This is a genomic window from Acinetobacter sp. UBA1496, from assembly GCF_002324975.1.
GTDB classification, from domain to species: domain Bacteria; phylum Pseudomonadota; class Gammaproteobacteria; order Pseudomonadales; family Moraxellaceae; genus Acinetobacter; species Acinetobacter variabilis.
On record NZ_DCRI01000037.1, the window covers coordinates 13,921 to 34,985 of the forward strand.

21 protein-coding genes and 1 riboswitch are annotated in these 21,065 nt (G+C 41.3%); of the genes, 11 read left to right on the forward strand and 10 right to left on the reverse strand.

What is annotated here, in order from left to right; translation table 11 throughout:
• Positions 1-52: 52 nt before the first annotated feature.
• Positions 53-1,267 carry an alkane 1-monooxygenase gene (locus B3143_RS04285; protein WP_034702750.1) on the reverse strand — a complete coding sequence of 405 codons (1,215 nt, stop codon included), beginning with the start codon at positions 1,265-1,267 and terminating at the stop codon, positions 53-55.
• A 188-nt stretch (positions 1,268-1,455) separates the two neighbouring features.
• On the opposite strand from B3143_RS04285, the gene B3143_RS04290 reads away from it, so the two are divergent.
• A complete protein-coding gene (locus B3143_RS04290; protein ID WP_034702748.1) occupies positions 1,456-2,406 on the forward strand; it encodes an AraC family transcriptional regulator in 951 nt (316 codons plus the stop codon).
• On the opposite strand, the gene lpxB is transcribed toward B3143_RS04290, so the two are convergent.
• Positions 2,395-3,567: a lipid-A-disaccharide synthase gene (gene lpxB, locus B3143_RS04295; protein ID WP_286739651.1), complete on the reverse strand. Its 1,173-nt coding sequence runs from the start codon at positions 3,565-3,567 to the stop codon at positions 2,395-2,397. The two genes, B3143_RS04290 and lpxB, sit on opposite strands and share 12 nt — an antisense overlap.
• Before the next feature lie 407 nt (positions 3,568-3,974).
• Between lpxB and B3143_RS04300 the strand changes: the two genes are divergently transcribed.
• The 3 genes from B3143_RS04300 (at position 3,975) to B3143_RS04310 (ending at position 6,673) form a co-directional block, all read left to right on the forward strand.
• Positions 3,975-4,865, forward strand: a complete 891-nt coding sequence (locus B3143_RS04300) for a sulfite exporter TauE/SafE family protein (protein WP_208462255.1) — start codon at positions 3,975-3,977, stop codon at positions 4,863-4,865.
• Positions 4,866-4,992: 127 nt separating this feature from the next.
• Positions 4,993-6,084 (forward strand): 3-deoxy-7-phosphoheptulonate synthase, encoded by a 1,092-nt coding sequence (locus B3143_RS04305; protein WP_122959132.1) that lies wholly within the window; start codon positions 4,993-4,995, stop codon positions 6,082-6,084.
• A gap of 64 nt (positions 6,085-6,148) precedes the next feature.
• A complete protein-coding gene (locus tag B3143_RS04310; protein WP_034702741.1) occupies positions 6,149-6,673 on the forward strand; it encodes a protein tyrosine phosphatase family protein in 525 nt (174 codons plus the stop codon).
• Between the two features lie 2 nt (positions 6,674-6,675).
• On the opposite strand, the gene ispF is transcribed toward B3143_RS04310, so the two are convergent.
• Complete coding sequence (gene ispF, locus B3143_RS04315) at positions 6,676-7,164, reverse strand: 2-C-methyl-D-erythritol 2,4-cyclodiphosphate synthase (RefSeq protein WP_034171374.1); 489 nt, start codon at positions 7,162-7,164, stop codon at positions 6,676-6,678.
• A 99-nt stretch (positions 7,165-7,263) separates the two neighbouring features.
• Between ispF and B3143_RS04320 the strand changes: the two genes are divergently transcribed.
• Complete coding sequence (locus B3143_RS04320; RefSeq protein ID WP_034702736.1) at positions 7,264-7,917, forward strand: A1S_1983 family putative colistin resistance protein; 654 nt, start codon at positions 7,264-7,266, stop codon at positions 7,915-7,917.
• Positions 7,918-8,112: 195 nt separating this feature from the next.
• Here B3143_RS04320 and B3143_RS04325 read toward each other — a convergent pair whose 3' ends face one another.
• From B3143_RS04325 to B3143_RS04355, 7 genes are all read right to left on the reverse strand, one after another.
• The gene (locus B3143_RS04325) at positions 8,113-9,357 is read right to left on the reverse strand and encodes a D-amino acid dehydrogenase (protein ID WP_034702733.1); all 1,245 of its coding nucleotides are present in this window, start codon (positions 9,355-9,357) and stop codon (positions 8,113-8,115) included.
• Positions 9,358-9,491: 134 nt separating this feature from the next.
• A riboswitch (glycine riboswitch) is annotated at positions 9,492-9,579 on the reverse strand.
• 292 nt (positions 9,580-9,871) lie between these two features.
• Positions 9,872-10,780 (reverse strand): AEC family transporter, encoded by a 909-nt coding sequence (locus tag B3143_RS04330; protein WP_004785505.1) that lies wholly within the window; start codon positions 10,778-10,780, stop codon positions 9,872-9,874.
• 160 nt (positions 10,781-10,940) lie between these two features.
• Positions 10,941-11,375 (reverse strand): Imm44 family immunity protein, encoded by a 435-nt coding sequence (locus B3143_RS04335; RefSeq protein WP_004785504.1) that lies wholly within the window; start codon positions 11,373-11,375, stop codon positions 10,941-10,943.
• Positions 11,376-11,427: 52 nt separating this feature from the next.
• The gene (locus B3143_RS04340; protein WP_004785502.1) at positions 11,428-11,958 is read right to left on the reverse strand and encodes a GNAT family N-acetyltransferase; all 531 of its coding nucleotides are present in this window, start codon (positions 11,956-11,958) and stop codon (positions 11,428-11,430) included.
• Positions 11,959-12,022: 64 nt separating this feature from the next.
• Positions 12,023-13,117 carry a chorismate synthase gene (aroC, locus tag B3143_RS04345; RefSeq protein WP_004785500.1) on the reverse strand — a complete coding sequence of 365 codons (1,095 nt, stop codon included), beginning with the start codon at positions 13,115-13,117 and terminating at the stop codon, positions 12,023-12,025.
• Between the two features lie 12 nt (positions 13,118-13,129).
• Positions 13,130-14,140 carry a 50S ribosomal protein L3 N(5)-glutamine methyltransferase gene (gene prmB, locus B3143_RS04350; protein ID WP_004785497.1) on the reverse strand — a complete coding sequence of 337 codons (1,011 nt, stop codon included), beginning with the start codon at positions 14,138-14,140 and terminating at the stop codon, positions 13,130-13,132.
• A 197-nt stretch (positions 14,141-14,337) separates the two neighbouring features.
• A complete protein-coding gene (locus B3143_RS04355; RefSeq protein ID WP_004785495.1) occupies positions 14,338-14,724 on the reverse strand; it encodes a hypothetical protein in 387 nt (128 codons plus the stop codon).
• Between the two features lie 201 nt (positions 14,725-14,925).
• Here B3143_RS04355 and B3143_RS04360 point away from each other — a divergent pair, with 201 nt between their 5' ends.
• The 6 genes from B3143_RS04360 (at position 14,926) to B3143_RS04385 (ending at position 20,915) form a co-directional block, all read left to right on the forward strand.
• The gene (locus B3143_RS04360; protein ID WP_004785493.1) at positions 14,926-15,234 is read left to right on the forward strand and encodes a hypothetical protein; all 309 of its coding nucleotides are present in this window, start codon (positions 14,926-14,928) and stop codon (positions 15,232-15,234) included.
• A gap of 156 nt (positions 15,235-15,390) precedes the next feature.
• Positions 15,391-16,764, forward strand: coding sequence for an ABC1 kinase family protein (locus B3143_RS04365; RefSeq protein ID WP_004785492.1), 1,374 nt, complete (start codon positions 15,391-15,393; stop codon positions 16,762-16,764).
• 251 nt (positions 16,765-17,015) lie between these two features.
• Positions 17,016-18,302 (forward strand): acyl-CoA dehydrogenase family protein, encoded by a 1,287-nt coding sequence (locus B3143_RS04370; RefSeq protein ID WP_171064827.1) that lies wholly within the window; start codon positions 17,016-17,018, stop codon positions 18,300-18,302.
• Positions 18,303-18,325: 23 nt separating this feature from the next.
• Entirely contained in the window at positions 18,326-19,525 is a 1,200-nt protein-coding gene (locus B3143_RS04375; protein ID WP_004785486.1) for an acyl-CoA dehydrogenase family protein, read from the forward strand.
• Between the two features lie 106 nt (positions 19,526-19,631).
• Positions 19,632-20,120 carry a GNAT family N-acetyltransferase gene (locus B3143_RS04380; RefSeq protein ID WP_004785485.1) on the forward strand — a complete coding sequence of 163 codons (489 nt, stop codon included), beginning with the start codon at positions 19,632-19,634 and terminating at the stop codon, positions 20,118-20,120.
• Between the two features lie 288 nt (positions 20,121-20,408).
• The gene (locus tag B3143_RS04385; RefSeq protein ID WP_224214000.1) at positions 20,409-20,915 is read left to right on the forward strand and encodes a lytic transglycosylase domain-containing protein; all 507 of its coding nucleotides are present in this window, start codon (positions 20,409-20,411) and stop codon (positions 20,913-20,915) included.
• Positions 20,916-21,065: the final 150 nt, after the last annotated feature.

Genomic DNA, 21,065 nt, shown 5'->3' on the forward strand with positions numbered 1-21,065 from the left:
AAAAATCAATAAAAATGCGCCTCAAATGGCGCATTTTTATTTGTTTACATCATCAAGCCGCAGCGTCTTTTAGACCAAATTTCTTAAGCAGCTTGGCACGCTTCGAAGGCAGAATATTCGCTTTAGTCAGATCGCCTTGATAATGCTGATACACACGTTGATCCATCATCTTGTACCACAATGGTGGAGTCAGTGCCGGGATCAGCATGGTGGCATAACCACTTGGTAATTCTGGCGCTTCATCAAAATGTCGCAATGCCTGAAATGGCCGGCTTGGATAGGCATGATGATCTGAATGGCGTTGTAACTGGTACAGGAACAGATTAGTCACGATGTTGTTATTGTTCCAGCTATGTTCGGGCAAGGTTCGCTCATAGGTACCATCCGCTTTTTGCCCGCGTTTCAACCCATAATGCTCGATATAATTCACGATCTCAAACAGGCTGATGCCATAGAAGGCCTGGGTCAGCGTATAAGGAATAATTTTTTTGCCATACGTTTTCAGCATCAAGGCATGATAGCCCGCACTCATGGCCCAGCCATGAAACAGTTCATTCTCCTGACTAAAGAATTTTAAGCCTTTACGTTCCAAACGTCTTTTTTCTATCTGAATTGCTGATTTCAAGCCACCCAATACAGTACGTGGCCAGAAACGGTAGAAAGATTCACCCATTTTCGAAGATGCCGGGTCTTCTGGCGTCGCAACCCTTTTATGATGCCCATAAGGATGCTCAATCCGGAAATGGTTATAAGCCAGCGGCATCAGGCTGGCATGTGACCAATAATGATCTTTTTTCTGAGGACGATGGCTCAGCTCGTGCGCAGTATTCACGCCGATCCCATTAATCGCCCCCATAGATACGCCAAGTAGAACCTGATCGACCAGAGAAACATTTGGACGAGATACTACATAGCCTGCAAAAGCATTGGCAGCCATTTGCAAAGGAATAAACATCTTCACGATCCGGTCATAATAAGGATCTCTGACCAATGCCTGAATCTGCTCATCATTTGGATTATTGGCATCATCACCAATTAAAGCATCCAGAGTCGGGATAATCACATGCAATAATAAAGGTCCACCCATCGCAAAGACTTTTTTAGTGGCTTTGGGACCAAAATGATAGCCAGCCAGAATTCCCATACCGATCACAGGCAAACTGGGACTGAGCAGCCAGCCAAAACGTTTTTTATCCAGTTGTAAACCTTTCAGCACTGACGCATCCTGCGTGAACTGAGCTTTGCTAATTTGTGCAGGGGCATTCATTGCGACCCTCCTTTTTTATGTTACTCTGCACATATAGTTGAATATTTCAGCATTAGCGAACAGTATTGAACGTCCAGAAAAACTATGTCAGCGTCTTTGGCGCAATAGGCCAAAACTTGGCCTTAAATCACAATTCTGGGCTATTTAAATTTAATTAAATGAATTAAAACAAAAGAATAGAGTCAGGCATGGATGCTTTAAGTAAAATTTTTGATGATATTCATCTGGAAAAATCAGAATATCTCTACCTCAATGTGTTCCATCCAGGCGGGTTTGATTATGAGTATGAACCTTCCATGCTGGCTTATGTGTTATTGAAAGGTCAAGCGCAATTAATATTTAAAGATGGCGATCTGCTTGAGCTGCAACAAGGCGATCTGGTGTTATTGCCTGCAGGTTCTGCCCATCGGATTTCTAGTCCCGGTAATGCAGATTTTTCTGAACATCATTCGATCAATTCTTATTTTCAGACCCATGCACAGCAATGTGTGGATCTCAATATCACCCATTCAGCAGAACGCAGTTTTATTCTGGCGATTCGTTCCAATCTGGATATCCAGATGGCGAAACCGCTATTGAGTGCTTTACCTAAATATCTGCACATCCAGCATATTCTGGGAGATACAGCACCAGAATGGTTACAAGTTGGTTTGCAATTTCTGGCATTGGAAACCCAGCAACTTCGTCCGGGACGAGACAAAATTCTGGATCATCTGGTCAGTATTTTACTGATTGAATGCGTACGAGATTATATTTTGAATCTGGAAAATGCTTCGAGCTGGCTAAATGCCCTTTCCCATCCTGAACTGTCCAATGCATTGGCGGCAATTCATGGAAAACCCGAACAGCCTTGGACCGTTGAAAGTCTGGCTGAACAATGCCATATGTCGCGTTCCAAATTTGCCCAGCTGTTTACCCAGATTGTTGGTGAGCCGCCATTGGCTTATCTGCAACAGTATCGACTTCGACTGGCAGCACAATATCTCAGAAATAGCGGATTTAGCATTCAGCAGATCGCCTATTTGGTAGGCTATTCTTCGGAAACGGCGTTTAGTCAAAGCTTTAAAAAACAGTTTGAACTAACCCCGACCCAATATCGTATTGCCTGTCAGAAAAACAAGACGCCTTTATTGGACTAAGTCTAGTACCGCTTTGACAGGATCTTCACTATTGCCGGAAAGCAGCTGCTTATGCATGGTGAGATGCTGCATCACTTGAATTTGAGCTGCTTCAATATCCATCAATTTTTCAATTTCAGCAGCCAGATTTTCAGGCGTTGCTTCAGACTGGATTAATTCCTGAATGACTTTTTTGCCAGCAATAATATTTGGCAATGAGAAATAAGGAATTTTGACCAGTAATTTGGCAATCTGGAAAGTCAGCCAGTGCAATTTATAAAAGGTCACCATCGGACGGTGCAATAACATGGCTTCCAGTGTCGCAGTGCCCGAAGCTAGCGCAATGATATTGGACGCATTCATGACTTGGCGGCCAATTTTTGACTCACTACTGGTATTTTCTATCAGGCGGATATGCTCTTTTAAACTGTCCGGATATCGTGCCAGCAAGTTTTCAATCTGCTGTTTCCGCATCTCATTAATGGCGGGAATCAGAAAAATATAATCTGGATATTTCTGATGCAGAATTTTGGCTACATCCAGTACTAATGGTCCTAAACGTTCAATTTCACCACGGCGGCTCCCCGGCAGCAATGCAATATATTTTTGTGCAGGATCTAAACCCAGTTCTGCCTGTGCTTCAGCCAGATCATTGTTGAGGGGTAACTGGCTTGCCAATGGATGACCAACAAAGGCAGCCGGAACATCCCATTTCTTGAAAAATGCTTTTTCAAATGGAAATAGGCACAGCACCAGATCAATACTGGCCTTGATGCCATGTACCCGGCCCTGACGCCATGCCCAGACTGAAGGACTGACATATTGCACGGTCTTAATCGGTAACTGTTTTTGTTTCAGGGCCTTGGAAAGTCGCAAATTAAAATCAGGCGCATCAATACCGATAAACACATCGACTAGATCTTTCGTCCAGGTCTCGACCAGACCATCACGAACCGCGAAGAGTTTTTTAATATCTTTTAGGACTTCAACAATGCCCATGACCGAGAGAATATCCATTGGATAGTAGCTCTTGAAGCCTTCCGCCAGCATTTGTGGTCCGCCGATCCCTTCAAACTCTGCATCAATACCCTGCTCTCGAAAACTACGGATGAGCTTCGCACCAAGCGTATCTCCAGATACTTCTCCCACCACGATTCCGATTTTAAGTTTCCGACTTTGCAAGTGTATTCCCTCGAATGAGACAAATTAATTCCGTTCAGATTCTATCATAAAGCGTGATTTGAGCATGCCTAAGTGTTGAATTCACAAATCGTGGCTATCCCAAATAATAAAACTCTGGAAGCTGTACAACGCTTGCACCTTAGCCCAGCTTAAAAATTAAAATAAATTTAAAGCGGCTGATCTTTAAACAAATAAATCAAAAGGCATTTTGCAGTATCTTTATCAATTTTCAGGCTTAGCAATAGAAAGGTGTACTAGATGATTCAAATTAAAATATAAATTAGGATGAATTATTTTAAATTTTACAGTCTTTATCTCTTTTTAGAATAAGCAAATCAATAATCAAGACAACGGCTTATATTTAAAAGTCATAAGATATGCTCGTTTTTTGATTTTGGCATATATGCATGTTTGGTCCGATTGAATTTATTTTAGCAGGTGTATTGGTTGGTTTCTGTGTCGGGATTACCGGTGTCGGTGGCGGTTCGTTGATGACCCCAATCCTGATTACACTGCTTCGGGTTGAACCGCATATCGCGATTGGTACAGACCTTCTTTATGCCGCAATTTCTAAATTTTGTGGTTCATTGGTTCATGCCAAAAAAATGAATATTGTCTGGCCTATTGTGATCTGGCTGGCCATCGGTAGTATCCCTGCCTCATTTGCGACCCATTGGGTACTAGAGAATTACCTCAGTCAATCGACACATTATAAAGCAACGCTGACTATGGTATTGGGCTTTATGCTGACCCTTACCGGTGCATCTATTGTATTCCGCAATTCTATTGAAAAGTTTTTTAATAAATACCGCAAACAAGAACTGCCTGACATGACTCAGGATCTGGACAAAGTTGACTTTAAATCTGGCAATAAACGTGTCTTGATCGTGATTATGGGGATTGTACTAGGCGTGTTTGTGACCCTGTCATCTGTCGGTGCCGGTGCTTTCGGTATTATGGCCCTGATCCTCATGTTTCCGAATTTACCCATGATCCGCATTATCGGTTCGGATGTAGTACATGCAGTACTTCTAACTTTAGTCGCAGGTCTGGGCCATATGAGTGCTGGTAATGTAGACTTTACTTTATTAGGCTGGTTACTTTGCGGTTCTATTCCAGCAATTGTGATTGGTACACTGATCAGTTCACGTATGCCAGAGAAAATTATCCGTAAAATTCTTGGGATTACCCTGTTCTGTCTTGGCGTGAATTTCATTGTGAATCCAGTCAAGTCAAAACCGGCACAACCCGCCCAACCTGAATTGGTAACAGCAGTAGAAAAAACAGCTGCTGTTTAAACTAAATCATGGATTCATCACTTTTTTTTCAAAGAAGTATTCATCTTTTTTATAACAAAGTGACGTATCATTCATGTTATATTCAGGCTATTAAACAACCTTTTGTATGATCAAACCAGTGACGGCAATGAATACACTACAGTCAAAACCTATTTCAGCATCAGATATTGATGACGTGAATATCCAAAGCATGATTCCTTTGGTAACACCTGCTCAGTTGAAAGCAGAGTTACCTTTGACTGAAACTGCTTATCAAACCGTACTGCATGGTCGTGAAACGATTCGTAATATCCTGGATGGCAAGGATAAGCGTATTTTTGTAGTGATTGGTCCATGTTCAATTCATGATCCAGCGGCTGCGCATGAATATGCTGAACGTTTAAAAGCTTTAAGCGAAAAAGTAAAAGATAGCCTGTATATCGTAATGCGTGTTTATTTTGAAAAACCGCGTACAACTGTAGGCTGGAAAGGTCTGATCAATGACCCTGATATGAATGACTCTTTCAATATTGAGAAAGGTCTGCGTATCGGTCGTAAACTGTTACTGGAGCTAAATGAACTTGGCCTGCCATGTGCTACAGAAGCACTGGATCCAAACTCTCCACAGTACTATCAGGATCTAATTTCATGGTCAGCGATCGGTGCACGTACCACCGAAAGCCAAACTCACCGTGAAATGTCTTCTGGCCTGTCTTCACCAGTCGGCTTCAAAAATGGTACAGACGGCGGCTTAACTGTTGCAACCAATGCGATGCAGTCTGTTAAACATGGTCACAGCTTCCTGGGTCTAAATGACCAAGGTCAGGTTGCGGTGATTCGTACTTCAGGTAACCCATATGCACACGTGGTTCTACGTGGTGGTAATGGTAAACCTAACTACGATGCAGGTTCAGTTGCAGATGCTGAAGCAACTCTTGCGAAAGCCAAAGTCAGCGGCAAAATCATGATTGATGCCAGCCACGCAAACTCGAATAAAGACCCGTACTTACAACCGCTTGTCTTAAAAAATATTACTGAACAAATTCTTGATGGAAACAAGTCAATTGTTGGTATTATGGTAGAAAGTCACCTGAAAGGTGGCCGTCAGGATATCCCTGCCAATCTTTGCGATCTGGAATATGGAAAATCAGTAACTGATGGCTGTATCGATTGGGAGACCACAGAAAAAGTGTTGCTTGACATGCATGAGGCATTGAAGGACGTTTTACCTAATCGTTAAACGAACTGACAAACGCCATCGACAAGATGGCGTTTTCATTTCTGAACAAGGAAAATTTTATCTGATGAATGAAATTGAAACTGCATTAAGTCAAATTGAAAATTTTCAGTTCATCCATGACCATCTGTTCAGCTCTGGTCAGCCGACAACTGAACAACTGAGGTTGATTAAAGAATACGGCGTCTCTACCGTAATCAATGTGGCATTAACAGATAGCAATCATCATCTGTTACATGAAGATAAAATTTGTCTTGATCTTGGCCTGAACTATATCCAGTTGCCGATCTCCTGGGAAACTCCCTCAGATAGTCAGTGCTTACTGGTACTGGATCTGATTGATTATCTGGTCAAAGAACAAATGGTCTGGGTACATTGTACGCAGAATTATCATGTCAGCTGCCTGATATATCTATACCGTCAATACTATATGAATATGGATATGCCGACTGCGCAGGAATATCTGCATCAGCTCTGGGAACCGAATGAAACCTGGACCGGTTTAATTCATGCGGTTGCCCTACAGCTGCAAGGCCGTAAAGCAACACATGAACTGGAATTATCCCTGATTCATCCCAATAACTTCGGTTGATGTTATTTGTAGTGGCTGATTAGAACAGTTGCCATAGACAGAATACCTTCCTGACGGCCTGTAAATCCTAATTTTTCAGTGGTTGTGGCTTTAATACTGATTTGAGTCACATCCACATCCAGTACATCGGCAATGCTTTGACGCATTTCCAGATTATGTTTAGCCAGCTTTGGACGTTCACAAGCTACAGTGATATCAGCGTTATTCAGGCGATAACCACGATCCAGAATTAGCTGATAGACATGCTTTAACAAGACCTTGCTGTCCGCACCCTTAAACTGCGGATCGGTATCCGGAAAATGTTGACCAATATCGCCCAGTGCTAAGGCACCTAATAAAGCATCACAAAGTGCATGTAAAACTACATCACCATCAGAGTGTGCTTTCAAGCCATGCGTATGTGGAATCTGAATACCTGCCAGAGTGACAAAATCACCTTCTTCAAATGCATGTACATCCAGTCCCTGACCAATACGAATTTGTGCAATCACTTTTATATCCTTTAGAAATAACTGATTGAAATCTTGTACACGACGTTTCTATTTCGCTATAGTTAGACCTAGCGTAACACAGTGAAAGTATAAGCGATCATGCTACTGAAAACTGATATAAATATGATGAAAATAATGGGACTTTTACTCGGGACAGGCCTTTTTGCTAGCAGCATTCATGCTGAATCGCTGGACTGTAGCAGTCATCATAACAATAACGCAGCCATGAAAAAGATCTGCTCAGCCTCTCTAGCTGAACCGCGTGAAAAACTGACAGATCAATATTTTACCGCTTTTCTGATTACAGATGCACCTGTTCGCTTTTTGCAAGATACCCAGCAACTATGGAGCACACGCTTACAGCAATGTAAAACGCTGGACTGCTTTAAACAGCAATTTGACCAGCGTCTGGATGACCTCAATATTTATATTTCTTTGAATCAGAGCCTGACTCAGCACTATCTGAAGTTTGAACAGGGCCAAATGGCCAAACAGCCGATTCATCTCAAGATTCATCAGCTGACGAAAGACCGCATCAAGATTGAAGGGGTCGCCTACCGTAATCCGAATAATCGTGCAGAAACCCAGACCATTCCTTTTCTGGCTTATACCACGACGGAAACTAAAAGCCAGATTACGGATAATGAGCATGACTGCAAATATAACTTTAATTATAGCAAGGCAATCTTGACGGTCAGTACTGAACAAAAAGGCTGCGAGCGCTTTAGTGGTATTTATCGTTTATATGATTAAACAGCTGACCTTTATTTTTATCTATCAATGTCCTAAATATATATTTAAAAATTTAAACTAAAAACTCCCTCTCCTTATAGGAGAGGTTTTTATAAAGATTCACGTCACCTTATTCTTGTTCCTCAGGTAGAAGGAGCTTAATGAATAAACAATTATTTTTTGAGCTTTAAAATAGCCCGCAAACGGGCTATTTACTTAGGCCGGATAATGCTGAGCTATTTCTTGGCTAATCATAGCTGCGGTTGCCGCTGATAATGTCCAGCCCAAGTGTCCATGACCGGTATTATAAAAGACACGTTCCTGTCTACCACGGCACACTACAGGCATCATATTCGGCATCATGGGACGCAGACCTGCCCACGGCACCACATGTTCAGTACACAGATCGAAATTGCGTTGTGTCCAGTCAATTAAAGGCTGAATCCGGTCAACACGAATATCGCGATTATAACCATTAAATTCCGCGGTTCCTGCAACACGTAAGCGGTCTTTACCTAAACGTGACAAGACGATCTTGGCACTCTCATCTAGCAGACTGACCCAAGGAGCATTTTGCTGACTTTGCTCATCATTGAGCTTTACCGTAATTGAATAGCCTTTCACCGGGTAGACATTCACTCGCTCACCCAACAGATCTGCCAACTGATAACTGCTGACACCAGCACATACTACAATGGCATCTGCCTGAATCTCGAGCACATCTTCAGCATCGGCACGCACATTTTCAGGGCTGGACCTGCATTTAACTGTAATCTGCTGTGCCTGGTGATCGACTGCAAATACATCCTGACCAAATTCGAATTTCACCCCTTTTTTCATACAGGCATTTGCCAGTCCGGTACTGAATTTATGAATATCTCCAGTCGCATCACTTTGGCAATAAAACCCGGCGTAGTAATCTCCAGTTAATGCAGGTTCAATCTGCTTGATTTCTTCATTTGTAATTGCATTACGTTCTAGACCACCACTACATAGGAGATCATTGACCTTAATTGCGACATCATAATCAGCTTTATTATGGTAGAAATGTAGAATTCCGCGCTTTTCCAGATCAAAATCAATCTGCTCAATTTCGGCAATTTCAAACAGGCGTTTTCTGGCCAGTAGCGCGAGTCTTACCGTTTCCCGGGTATTGGTTTCATAGTTTTTAATATGACCTAGAAATTCCATCAGCCAGCTATATTTATGCAGACTAAAAGAAGGATTAAGCAATAGCGGGGCGGTTTTTTGTGACATCCATTTGATGCCTTTTAACACAGTGGCTTTTTGATTCCAGACTTCTGCATTACAGGCAGAAAGTTGCCCGCCATTGGCAAAGGATGTTTCCATCGCGGGATAAAGATGACGGTCAATCACCGTAACCTGATAACCGAGTAAAGCGAGCTCATAAGCTGCTGTTACACCGGTAATGCCTGCCCCCACCACAATAACATGACGCATAGACACCTCTCCTCAATATGTGATGTCTTTCCCATCTGTCATGTGTACCTGAGAGCTTCGGTGACTGCATCATAACTGTATGCAGCAACCTTCCCCCTTCGGTGAGTGATTCAACACTTCTCTCCAGAGTTTAATATATTATTGCAGTCCTTTTGCCTGAGAGTTTCCTGGGACCTTGCTCCTTCGGCGAATGCAGTAGCATTTCTCTCCTGCAATAATATTTTTATTATCCTGAGCAATTTATATACCATCTTATCGGGGACTACAGTTTTTTATTTATGTTAATTCACGTGATTTAAGTGGTAACAACACTTTCAATAAATTTAGAAGAAATAACACTATCCATTTCAAATGAGTTTTAAGATTTTAATTTGGTTTTTTGCCTCATTTTTCTACGTCATGCTCCAATAAAAAGCATTTAAGAAAAGCAATAAAGTTAATATTTTCTTAGGCTATTTACGAGATTGGTTTACCAGAAAACTCTCAATATATGACTGGCTTTCAGAGCCTAAAATTAAATTAACCAGGAAAGAATTAACATGAGAGATCCTGCCGCGACTACCGTTTGCATACTGATAATACTAGCCATGAACTGGCTATCTCCCCCATAGACACGTGTCAACACATAAGAAGCTGAAGCGGTAGGTAAAGCAAAAAACAACACCAGTACATGTGTGGTTAAAGGGTCAATATTAAATAATTGGCAGACAAAGAAAGCAGCAAGTGGCATTCCTAATAAACGTCCAAAAGTCGCCAGGCCCAATGGGAAGATATCCCGCTGGAAGCCTTGGAATTTTAAAGCAGCCCCCACACACATCAAGCCAAGCGGCAAACTGCATAAGGCAATCTGTTTTAGGAATAATTCAAACCCGGCCCAGAGTGATAAGCCTGAAAGATTAAATAGGCCACCCACAAGAGAGCCTAAAATTAAAGGATTCTTTAACAGATCAACCAGAATTTTGAAGATCTGCATATCTGAACTACGAGTAAATGCAAGTACAGATAAAATATTGACCAGTGGAATACACAACACCATCACTACGGCGAAAATGGTCATGCCCTGCTGATGAAATAAGGCATTCACTGCTGCAAGTCCGATATAGGTGTTAAAGCGCAGAAGTGCCTGCACATAGACCCCAAAACGTGCATAGCCAATCTGATAAATCTTGCGCAGTACATATAGCGCAATACTGACCACCGCCATAAGGCTAAAGACCACCAGAATCACATCTTTAATGACTGCCATTTCAATCTTGGCTACGGCCAGATTTAAAAACAGCATAACTGGAAACAGGACAAAATAATTGAGTTTTTCTGCCCCACGCCAGAAACTATCTTCCAGCCATTTCCTTTGTTTTAATACATAGCCCAAAGTAATCAGGCCAATAAGCGGAAACAGTACAGTGAAGATAGTCTGAAACATTGAACAACTCATGATATGGGTTTTGCGGCAATCGCATCCAATTCAATTGCCTGTCAATGAGCAAGGATACAACAAGCGGCTCGTTTCAGGATAAAAATAGTGGAAAATTCAATGGATAATAAATAAAAAACACTCTGGCTGGCTTTAATTAAAATACGCTTTAAATCCAACTTTCATCTTTTGCAATATTTAGTGCATCATTTTTTAATCTTTCAAGCTCCTCATAAACCTTTACATCAAGCTTCGGACGGACTTTTTCAAACTTAACTTTTAACAAATCTAAGCTTCTTAAGAGCATCCTAAAAATGAGTCTCTCACGACCTAAATCATCTGTTGCCTTAAAAGTTGTTGGATCAATCCTTAAACGGAAATCCATATTTTTACGTTTAAATGAATAAAAAATACGTTCATCAAAACTATCATTTCCCATCATAATTTCAATGCACTTCCATTTATCTATCGGAATATCATACGACTTATTTTGTAGTTGAGCATTTAAGGCATTTTCTACTGCGTTACGTGCTTTATTTTCGAGATCAAGATGATCTTCTGTTAACACTTCCCTACTTAATTCAGCACTTAACCATACTTCCATTCATACATCCTGTCATTATTTTTATTAAATACACTTAGAATCAAAAATAGATTCAAATAACTTCATAAATCTTTTCGAGACTTTTTTCTAAAATCACCAGATTTAAATCTACTAAAGGCTGTCCAACATCTGCATCGAGTGGATAACTCTCTGTTTTGCCGGTTTGGTGATAACCACGACGCTCATAATACGCGATTAATTCAATGCGAACATTAAGAACAGTCATTCTAAGTTTTTTGAAAGGTATTTTTTCTCTAGAGTATTGCTCAGCGAAATCTAACAATATTCGACCATAACCTGAATTTTGCCGGACTGGGTCAATAGCAAAACTGCCGATTTCAAAACAATCTGGCAAGTGTGTCACATCAATGCAACCCACCAGTTGGTCATCATTTTCCAAAACATAAAGTTCAAAATCAGATCGTGTTAAAAGCTCACTTAACTGAGCCTCATTAATTCGATCACCTGAAACAATGCAATGTTCATGCGTCCAGCCCAAATTAGATCGATAAGCTGTATTGATCAACTTAACAATGCTTTGAATGTCCGTAGCTTGGGCTAAACGAATATTGTTATTTTTCATTTTATAAACATAAAAAAGCCAGACCGAAGCCTGACTTTAATTTCATTTGCTTCTATAAAGCAAATTATTTAGGTTCAATTGGCTCAAACGGCGCAACGACATCGGCATTTTGTGCACGATGACGCATGAAGTGATCCATCAAAACAATTGCTAGCATCGCTTCAGCAATTGGGGTTGCACGTACACCCACGCAAGGATCATGACGGCCTTTGGTCAGGACATCAGTATCTTCACGGTTAATGGTAATGGTTTTACCCGGAGTCGTGATGGAAGCCGTTGGTTTCAACGCAATCGAAACACGAATATCCTGACCGCTAGATATACCACCCAAGATACCGCCAGCATGGTTCGCCAGGAAGCCATCTGTTGTGAGTTCATCACGGGTTTCATGACCGAACTGCTCAGCCACACCAAAACCATCACCAATTTCCACGCCTTTCACGGCATTGATTGACATCATCGCATGGGCAATATCAGCATCTAAACGATCAAATACTGGTTCACCCCAACCGACTGGTACTTTAGAAGCAATAATTTCTAAACGTGCGCCACAGCTTGTGCCCTGTTCACGTAATGAAGTCACGAGTGCTTCAAAACGTGGAACGGCATCAACATCACCACAGAAGAATGGGTTATTTGGCACTTCATTCCAGTCCAGTTTTTCTGCTTTTTCAGTACCGATTTGGGTCACATGACCACGGATTTCAATACCGAATTTTTCAAACAGGAATTTCTTGGCAATCGCACCTGCTGCTACACGCATCGCAGTTTCACGCGCACTTGAACGGCCACCACCGCGATAGTCGCGGAAACCATACTTCTGAGTATAGGTATAGTCTGCATGGCCTGGGCGGAAAGTTTGCGCGATATTGCCATAATCTTTCGATTTTTGATCCGTATTGCGGATTAAAAGACCGATTGAAGTTCCGGTGGTTTTACCCTCAAACACACCGGAAATAATTTCAACTTCATCTGGCTCTTTACGCTGTGTTGCAAATTTTGAAGTACCTGGCTTACGACGGTCCAAATCCTTTTGCAAATCAGCTTCAGACAGTTCAATCCCTGGTGGAACCCCATCAATAATGGCCATTAAGCCAACACCATGAGATTCACCACAAGTCGTTACACGGAAGAGTTGCCCTATACTATTACCTGCCATGTCAACGACTCCTTATGAATTAACAGATTGAATGAATAAATCGCGATATTGACGGCATTGGGCTGCAGTCAGTGCAAAGATACCTGAACCACCACGTTGGAACTGCAACCAGTGGAAATCAACGGTATTGAAGTTTTGCTTCATTGCCCATTCAGAGTTACCCACTTCAATCACGATCAGACCATCTTCAGTCAGATAATCAGCTGCTTGAGCCAGCATCTTACGAACTAGATCCAGACCGTCTTGACCAGCAGCCAATGCCAGCTCTGGCTCATGATGGAATTCATCAGGAAGATCAGCCATATCCTCTGCATCGACATATGGAGGATTAGATACGATTAGATCATATTGGTTTTCAGCTGGAATTTTAGCGAACAAATCAGATTCAAGTAAGGCCACTTGGTACTGTTTACTGTGATGTTCACAGTTAATCTGCGCCACTTCCAAGGCATCTTTAGAAATATCAGTTGCATCCACTTCTGAATCCGGGAAAGCATAGGCCAATGCAATCGCGATACAGCCAGAACCGGTACACATATCCAGAATGCGTTGTGGAGTTTTTGGATTCGGGTTTTCTGGCAAGTTATTTACTGCTGCGCGCATTTCACCATTTTCAGTCAGGCAATAAGGAGCAAAGCGGTTTTCAATCAGCTCAACGATTGGCGAACGTGGAATTAATACACGTTCATCGACATAGAATGGCTTGCCGAAGAAATAGGCCAGATTTAATAAATAAGAGGTTGGAACACGTTCATTAATGCGGCGTTCCAGCAAGCTTAAGAACTCAGCGACTTCACTCGGCAATAATTTAGAGTCCAGAATTTCAGGATCTGCATTCCAGTCCAGTGACAAGGTTTGTAGAACCAGCGCTGAACTTTCAGCAAAATAATCTTCTGTACCTTGACCTAAGTGCGCATCGTATTGACGTAATGCTGTAACCCCAAAACGAATAAAATCACGAATGGTAGTTAAATTTTCAGCGGCTTCCTGCAAATGTTCAGGGCTAATAGTCGGTCGATCCACTTAAGGCGTCTCCAAGGTCATTTTTTAGAACGCCTTATGATACCTTGTTTTGAGGTCTTTTATAATGCCAAAACCATGAAAAACCCGAATTCTCCATGGTTTATCAATGACAGATCTTCTGGATTTCAGACAGATTAGAATCCTGCTTTTTAAGGTTTATCACTATTTCCGGAAGGATTTATTAACTTAAAACCAGTTTAAGCACCGGCACGATAAGAACGCGATTGATACAAATTCGCCTGATCTTTTACCATCTCCAGCGCACATTGACCCTGTTTAATCTGGGCATATTGTGTATTCATAGTCAGCTTGCATTGCTGTGATAGTTTACGTTGCCACACTGTATGCTGCTCACCAATATTATTACGATAGCCAGCATTTAATTTCAGATAAGTCTTATAGTTTTTCTTCAGACGTTTGTTCTGTGCTTTTAATTCTTTTTTCACACATTTTTGTAGTTTAGCTGTATTGCCATAACTAAAGTTCATGCACTGGGTATATTCCTGAGAATAACCTGTAGCCGCCTGAACCTGTAATGCCATTGTCCCCAAACAACCTGCCATTAATAAACATGCAAAACACATAATATCTCCTTCACCAAAACCGGCTTGTTTCCAATCAATATTGAATAATGAATCTTGTTTATATTATTGCCTGATACTAACTTGATCCTCGATAAAATCCTATATTTTTCTCGCTTAAAAAGATGTCACAGTTCTTTGGTTGAAACTTGATTTTATGGCCGCATATAATTCGGCAATGATGTCCAAACGAGCCCAGATCTTATGAGCTATAAGCACAACAATCTTATGGCCATGCGCCAGAACTACTGGAATGACCAGTTATCCAGTCAGGTGCAGCAGGAAAAGGTATTTTTACAGACCACATTAATGCAGCAAGGCGTATTTAGTAGCGCGACACTGGAAGATGCCAAATACCTGTTTTTCAGCTTGCCAAGCATCATTATTGTGAAGGGTTATGCGCTGGGTTTTATGCATGAAACAGTCCAGAACCTAATTCATCAACATATTCAAACAAATAAACAACAGTTACAACAACGATCTGAATTAAAAATTCAATTTCAAATGTCATAATATTCACCCTACACTGGTCAAAACGGCAAGCGATATGCTCTTGCCGAGATTTTCACCGTGAATTCAGCGGCTTAAACTTTTTTAATACGTGCAGACACGGTAATATCCACTACAATGATTTATTCCGCTTTATGCTGATAAAAGGATTGAGTTTACATGTCAGATCAGAACGATAAGCTTAAACAATTGAAAACTTCCTCAATGGATCGACGCTTATCGATCGCAAAGGCATCTTTGCTGGCAGGTACGCGCTGGGCAGCATCCAGTGCGGGTTCTATGTTCTCGAGCGAAGAAGAAAAAGAAAGAAGACGCAAAAAAGCCATGAAAGAACAGGCCGATTATCTGGTTGCAGAAATTGGCAAGCTTAAAGGTTCAATTGTCAAAATTGGCCAGATGATGGCACTGTATGGCGAGCATTTTCTGCCAGAAGAAGTTACTCAAGCCTTAAATACTTTAAATAATAAAACAGTCGCTTTGGCTTGGCCGGCGATCAAAGCTCAATTACAGCAGCAATTAGGTTCCAAGCTAGATGGTCTGACAGTTGATCATGAGCCCTTGGGCACTGCCTCTTTGGCTCAGGTGCATCGTGCGGTGCGTAAGTCAGACGGTATGGAGCTGGTGCTTAAAATCCAGTACCCGGGTGTAGCTGAAGCTATTGATTCTGATATGAGCCTGTTTAAGAACATGCTCAAATTGACCCGTATGGTGCCGCAAACCCGTGAATTTGATCAATGGTTTGATGAAGTTCGCGAGATGATGCATCGTGAGGTCAATTACAAAATTGAGGCGGATACCACTCGCCGCTTCTGTAAGCGTCTTCAAAATGATCCACGATATATCGTACCGACCATTATCGATAACTATTGTACTGACCGTGTCTTGTGTATGACCTTTGAACGTGGTGTACCCATCAATAGTCCAGTGATGCTGTCTCTACCACAGGAACGTCGTAATAAACTGGGTGAAGCTTCCCTTGAAATCGCTGTACGTGAGATTTTTGAATGGGGCGAGATGCAGACTGACCCGAATTTCGGTAACTATCTGGTACGTCTAGGTGATGGCGAAAATATCCAGGACAAAATTGTACTTCTTGACTTCGGTGCAATCCGTCAGTTTGACCAGCATCTACTCAATGTAGCGCGTAACCTGATCCAGGCCGGTTATCATCATGATTCAGACATGATGGTAAAAGCCATGACCGGTTATGAATTCTTTGATTCTATTCCGCCTAGCATCAAACCGGATATGGCGAAAGTCTTCCTGTTAGCCACAGAAGCCTTCAGCTCGCCAATGAACAATAAAGACTTGCCTCCAGGTGTGATGGATGAACATGACCGCTATAACTGGAAAAAAAGCCAGCTTCATAGCCGTGTGATGCAGCAGGCTTCTAAATCCATGGCTTCACGTTATTTCAGTGTACCGCCTAAAGAATTTATGTTTATCAGCCGTAAGTTCATTGGCGCTTATACCTTCATGACGGTGATTGATGCGAAAACTAATGTACGCGCGATGATTAAACGTCATCTCTAATAGACTAAGTTATTATTAGCCTTATATAAGACCCGGATGATTTTGTCATTCGGGTCAATTTTTGACAAAAACCAAATTTCTCTTATTTCATTTTTCTATTTATTTTCAATATCTTAAATTTTAAATCCTCTATTTATTTTAATGATAAATTGACAATGATTCATGTCATTGATGACATGGTTTTTTCTAGAACTGCATGTCAACATCAGGCAAATAAGATAGCACCCCGTAGGATAATTAGAATGAACAATATGGTGAACAAAGCACAAGGATTTGGCTTGTCCATCCTGACCAAAGTGGCTGGAAGTGATTTACTCGACCAATTAAAGCTGCGTAAATTTTTAGAAAAATCTCTTTATCAAAGCTCTAAAGCAGGTTTTAAAACATTCAGCCAAACTCAGAAAATCCTGAAATCTGGTCAGAAAATTCAAAGACAACGTTTACCACATCAGTCCAAATCCCTGTTTGATCTGAATCTGACTGAAGAACAGCAAATGACCTGCGAGGCAATGCAACAGTTTGCCAGCGAAGTCCTTTATCCTTTGGCACACGATGCAGATCATCATGAAATCTTCCCAGAGGAACTCTGGCAATATTCAACTGATCTGGGTCTTAATTTTTATGCGCTGCCTGAAGCTCTAGGTGGCGTTGCTGCAGAACAGAATATCGTCAGCAATGTCCTGATGGCTCAACAGTTGGCTCAAGGTGATTTCAGTCTGACCGCTGGACTGCTTTCTACTTTTAGTGTGATTAATGCGATTACCCGTTGGGGTTCAGAACAGGTTCAGACTGAGTATTTGACTGCATTCGCTGATGATCCTCATCTTAAAGCTACCTTCGCAGTACAGGAAGTAACAGTTGCCTTTAATCCTTATCAGTTAAAAACTAAAGCAACGTCGAATGGAGATAACTATTTAATTAATGGTGAAAAAACCTTGGTGATGCTCGGAGAAACTGCTGATATCTATCTGGTCAGTGCAGATCTGAATGGCAAAACCGAAGTATTTATTGTGCAACGCAATAATACTATTACTGCACAAAAATCTCCGGCTATGGGCCTGAAAGCCACTCAAACCATGAATCTAAAATTTAATAACACACTGGCACAACGCCTGGGAGATGACGATTTTGATTGCACCGCTTTTATTGATCTGGGTAACTTGATGTGGTGTGCCATGGCGGTCGGTACCTGTGAAGCGGTTAAAAAATACTGTGTGCAATATGCCAATGAACGCACAGCCTTTGGTGAACCAATTTCCCATCGGCAAAGTGTAGCTTTTATGATTGCAGATATGGCGATTGAAATTGATGCCATGCAAATGCTAATCCTGAATGCCGCCAGTCTGGCAGAATCCGGGCAGGATTTTCATCGAGAAGCTTATCTGGCCCGTCTGCTCTGTGCAGAAAAATCCATGAAAATTGGCACAGATGGCGTGCAGATTCTTGGAGGACATGGCTTCACCAAGGAACATCCGGTAGAACGCTGGTATCGGGACTTAAGAGCAACAGCAATCGTACATTCTGGCCTTCATGCCTGAGCAAAGAATAAGGAAAAAAATAGATGAACTTGCAAAATCCTAAAAAATTCAAATTGCTGATTGATCAAGCACATGAAGTTGCTCTAAATGTACTCCGCCCTATTTCACGCAAATATGACAAAGCTGAACATGCTTATCCGAAAGAGTTAAATATGCTCGCTTCTGTCGTCGACGGTATGAACCAAGGCAGCGAAGGCATGAATGCGGGAGCTGCGGTCAATAAACGCGGTGATAACGATGAAAGTAATAAAAATGGCGTCAATATGTCCACTGCACTTAGTATTGTCGAAATGTGTTATGGCGATACCGGACTACTTTTATCCATGCCGCGTCAAGGTCTAGGAAATTCAGCCATTGCTGCTGTTGCTAATGATGAACAGTTACAACGCTTTCATGGCATCTGGGCAGCGATGGCAATCACTGAACCAGGCTGTGGTTCCGATTCAGCTGCCATTCGTACCACTGCCATTAAAGAGGGTGATGACTATATCCTCAATGGTGAAAAAATCTTTGTCACCTCTGGCGAACGTGCAGATGCGGTTGTCGTCTGGGCGACTTTAGATAAAAAACTTGGCCGTGCTGCAATCAAATCCTTTGTCGTACCCCAAGGTACGCCTGGCATGAAAATCGAGCGTCTGGAACATAAGCTAGGCATTAAAGCCTCGGATACGGCTGCAATTAGTTTTATCGATTGTCGTATACCTGCTGCTAATTTGCTTGGACATGCAGAAATTGATGTGGCTAAAGGTTTTGCTGGGGTCATGGAAACTTTTGATAATACCCGTCCACTCGTTGCAGCGATGGCAATTGGTTGTTCTAAAGCTTCCTTAGAAAGAATCAAGGAAATTTTTAAGGATCAGCTAGACCCTGAGTACAATACGCCTTTTTTACATACATCGAATATTGCAGCGCAGATTTATCGTATAGAAGCCGAATGGGAAGCCGCCCGTTTATTAATGCTGAAAGCTGCGTGGATGGCGGATAATCGTAAGCCTAATTCCCGTGAAGCTTCTATTGCTAAAGCCAAGGCGGGTCGTATTGCGAATGAAATTACTTTGAAGTGCGTCGAATTAGCAGCATCTATAGGCTATAACGAAGCAGAACTTTTAGAAAAATGGGCACGTGATTCCAAGATTCTGGATATTTTCGAAGGAACTCAACAGATTCAGCAACTCATTATTGCTCGACGTGAACTAGGTAAATCTTCAAGTGAATTAAAATAATCAAAAACTAGAAATACTGCTTTATTAAAGAACAAATCATCAAAAAGGATGGATTTTTTATGGTTTTCGGACTATAAAATTTCCATCCTTTTTCATGTCATGACCTATGTATTCTATTCGTCCTATACAACCTCAAGATAATGTTCAAATTGCCAAAATTATTCGTGAAGTTTCCGTAGAATTCGGACTTGCAGCAGAGTCCGGTTTTGCTGTCGGTGATTCAATCCTGGATAACCTGTATGAAGTATATCAGCAGCCAAAAGCGGCTTATTGGGTCATTGTCGATGAGCAGGATCAAGTCTTTGGCGGTGGAGGTATTGCGCCATTACAGGGTGATCAGAGTATTCTAGAAATACAGAAAATGTATTTCTTACCTATTATTCGTCGTTATGGATTTGCAAAACAGATTTTAAATCTGGCTTTTGACTTCGCTCATGAGCAGAGCTTTAAACGAATCTATCTTGAAACTACTGCAAGTCTTTGGCAGGCAGTAAAGCTTTACGAAAAATTAAGTTTTGAACATCTCGATCATCCCGAAGGCAATACGGGTCATAGTGCAGCTTGTGAAATCTGGATGCTAAAAACTTTAGACTAAGCTATCTTGTGCATCCAAATATATAATACACTTTAAAGAAGAGCCAGAGATACAAATTCAGCTGCTAACTAGCTTTTCTTTAAGCAATTCTTCATAAAAAATTCATTATTCAACAAAATCTAAGTTGTCTTTGTAAACAAATCATCTAATTTCTTGACGATTTTCATACATCTTCCTAAGATCGACCTAATTTTAAAAATACAGGGAAGCTGAAAGTTGTTGGGCAAATTTTCTAGCAAAAACTATTCATTATTAAAGGTCTTAAATCCTACTACCTTAAAAATTGGGATGCTTGGCTTTAGTACAATATTAATAAGTGCTTGCTCCTCACTAGGAGGTAACTCCTTAGAAAAACGCTCTGCTAAACTGTCTCAAGGAATTCAGACTGCATATGCTGTGCCTGCGACAACTGCTACTCGCGTTTCACCTTTAATTATTCAGAATGCAGAAAGACATAGTCTAGATCCCTTGCTAGTAGCAGCCGTGATTCGACAGGAATCTACCTATCGCAGTCAGGTCGCTTCACCTGCAGGTGCAGTGGGTCTTATGCAAATTGTTCCGCGTTATTGGAGATCTACCTGTGGACCTGATTTATTTAATGAAGCAGTCAATATTGGATGTGGGAGTTATATTCTGTCACGTTATCAGGAATCTAGCGGCAGCCTAGAAAAAGCGCTGGGCTATTATAATGTAGGCCCTACTGCCTATGAGAAAGATCGAAAAATGCGTAAACAAGGCAAAAAATATGCAAAAGAAGTTTTAACGCACCAGAAGCAACTTAAAAAATCGATGTAATTAGAATGTACTAATAATTAAGTAAATGCATTCCAGAAATATTAATACATAAATAAAACGGCTTAAATTGAATTTAAGCCTTTTTATTTTGTTCTATTAAACCCCACGCATAAAAAAAGCCCCCTGCGATAGCAGAGGGCTTTTGGAATA